This window comes from Clostridium weizhouense (assembly GCF_019431045.1).
In the GTDB taxonomy this organism is placed as follows: domain Bacteria; phylum Bacillota; class Clostridia; order Clostridiales; family Clostridiaceae; genus Clostridium; species Clostridium weizhouense.
In genome coordinates this window covers 1-2,921 of record NZ_JAHXPT010000030.1, presented here as the reverse complement: position 1 = coordinate 2,921, position 2,921 = coordinate 1, and the positions used below count along the sequence as shown (strand labels likewise).

1 rRNA gene is annotated in these 2,921 nt (G+C 49.8%); it reads right to left on the bottom strand.

What is annotated here, in order from left to right:
* Positions 1-10: 10 nt before the first annotated feature.
* Positions 11-2,920 (bottom strand): 23S ribosomal RNA (locus tag KYD98_RS17940).
* Between the last annotated feature and the right edge of the window lies 1 nt (position 2,921).

Below are 2,921 nucleotides of genomic sequence, written 5' to 3'. Positions count from 1 at the left end.
TTAATTATTATTGGTCAAGCCCTCGACCTATTAGTATCAGTCAGCTAAATATGTTACCACACTTACACCTCTGACCTATCAACCTTGTAGTCTTCAAGGGGTCTTACTAGCTTACGCTATGGGAAATCTCATCTTGAAGGAGGCTTCACGCTTAGATGCTTTCAGCGTTTATCCCGTCCCGACTTAGCTACCCAGCTATGCTTCTGGCGAAACAACTGGTACACCATAGGTCGGTCCATCCCGGTCCTCTCGTACTAAGGACAGCTCTTCTCAAATTTCCTGCGCCCGCGACGGATAGGGACCGAACTGTCTCACGACGTTCTGAACCCAGCTCGCGTGCCGCTTTAATGGGCGAACAGCCCAACCCTTGGGACCTACTTCAGCCCCAGGATGCGACGAGCCGACATCGAGGTGCCAAACCTCCCCGTCGATGTGAACTCTTGGGGGAGATCAGCCTGTTATCCCCGAGGTAGCTTTTATCCGTTGAGCGATGGCCCTCCCACGAGGTACCACCGGATCACTAAGCCCGACTTTCGTCCCTGCTCGACTTGTAGGTCTCGCAGTCAGGCTCCCTTCTGCCTTTGCACTCTACGAACGATTTCCGACCGTTCTGAGGGAACCTTTGGGCGCCTCCGTTACTTTTTAGGAGGCGACCGCCCCAGTCAAACTGCCCACCTAACAATGTCCTGTCACCAGATTCATGGCATCCAGTTAGAATTCCAGTACTATCAGGGTGGTATCCCAAGGTTGACTCCACCAAGGCTGACGCCCTAGTTTCCCAGTCTCCCACCTATCCTGTACAGACAATACCGAAATTCAATGCTAAGCTACAGTAAAGCTCTACGGGGTCTTTCCGTCCAATCGCGGGTAGCGAGCATCTTCACTCGCACTACAACTTCGCCGGATTTGCAGTTGAGACAGTGCACAAGTCATTACGCCATTCGTGCGGGTCAGAACTTACCTGACAAGGAATTTCGCTACCTTAGGACCGTTATAGTTACGGCCGCCGTTTACTGGGGCTTAAGTTCACACCTTCGCTTACGCTAAGTGTTCCCCTTAACCTTCCAGCACCGGGCAGGCGTCAGCCCCTATACATCAGCTTTCGCTTTAGCAGAGACCTGTGTTTTTGTTAAACAGTTGCTTGTGCCTATTCTCTGCGGCCTGCTCTCGCAGGCACCCCTTCTCCCGAAGTTACGGGGTCAATTTGCCTAGTTCCTTAACTGCAATTCTTCCGCCGGCCTTAGGATTCTCTCCTCACCTACCTGTGTCGGTTTGCGGTACGGGCACTATTTCTCTCTCTAGATGCTTTTCTTGGAAGCATGGAATCAGATACTTCGGTTCCGTAGAACCTTCCCCATCACGCCTCAGAATTGTTAGAACGGATTTGCCTATTCTAACTCCCTAAACGCTTAGACTAGCATCCAATAGCTAGCACATCCTATCCTTCTCCGTCACACCATCGATAATAACGATTATAGTGGTATCGGAATATCAACCGATTGTCCATCGCCTACGCCTTTCGGCCTCGGCTTAGGTCCCGACTAACCCTCAGCGGACGAACCTTCCTGAGGAAACCTTAGGTATTCGGCCTGTGGGATTCTCACCCACATCTCGCTACTAATGCCAACATTCTCACTCGTAATCAGTCCACCGCTCCTTACGGTACGACTTCAGCCCGATTACGACGCTCCTCTACCGCTCACACTAAAGTGTGAACCCGTAGCTTCGGTGGTAAGTTTGAGCCCCGGACATTTTCGGCGCAGGATCTCTTGACTAGTGAGCTATTACGCACTCTTTTAATGAGTGGCTGCTTCTAAGCCAACATCCTAGTTGTCTTAGAAATCCCACATCCTTTTCCACTTAACTTACACTTTGGGACCTTAGCTGACGATCTGGGCTGTTTCCCTTTTGACTACGGAACTTATCTTTCGCAGTCTGACTGCCGGACTGATAGTATCTGGTATTCGGAGTTTGATAAGGTTCGGTAAGCGCTATGCCCCCTAGCCCATTCAGTGCTCTACCCCCAGTACTCACATTTTCCGACGCTAGCCCTAAAGCTATTTCGAGGAGAACCAGCTATATCCGAGTTCGATTGGAATTTCTCCGCTATCCACAGCTCATCCCATGCTTTTTCAACAGCAACGTGGTTCGGTCCTCCACGAGGTTTTACCCTCGCTTCAACCTGGCCATGGATAGGTCACCCGGTTTCGGGTCTACAGCATGCAACTAGTCGCCCTATTAAGACTCGGTTTCCCTTCGGCTCCGTACCTTAAGTACTTAACCTCGCTACATACCGTAACTCGTTGGCTCGTTCTACAAAAAGCACATCATCACACACATAAGGTGCTTTGATCGGTTGTAGGCACATGGTTTCAGGTTCTATTTCACTCCCCTCCCGGGGTTCTTTTCACCTTTCCCTCACGGTACTGCTTCACTATCGGTCATCAGGTAGTATTTAGCCTTGGGAGGTGGTCCTCCCTGCTTCCCACAAGGTTTCACGTGTCTCGTGGTACTCTGGATCAGAACTTGATTATTATAACTTTCATCTACGGGACTATTACCCCCTACGGTCCAACTTTCCAGTTGTGCTCGATTAATCATAACTTCTCGTTAATGTTCTGTCCGCAACCCCAAAGATAAATCTTTGGTTTGGGCTCTTTCCTTTTCGCTCGCCGCTACTAAGAAAATCGATTTTTCTTTCTCTTCCTCTAGGTACTTAGATGTTTCAGTTCCCTAGGTTTACCTTCATAAAGCTATGTATTCACTTTATGATACATGGGGTTTCCCATGTGAGTTCCCTCATTCGGAAATCTCCGGATCTCTGGCTATGTGCGCCTACCCGAAGCTTATCGCAGCTTATCACGTCCTTCATCGGCTCCTGATGCCAAGGCATTCACCATGCGCCCTTTGTAGCTTGACCT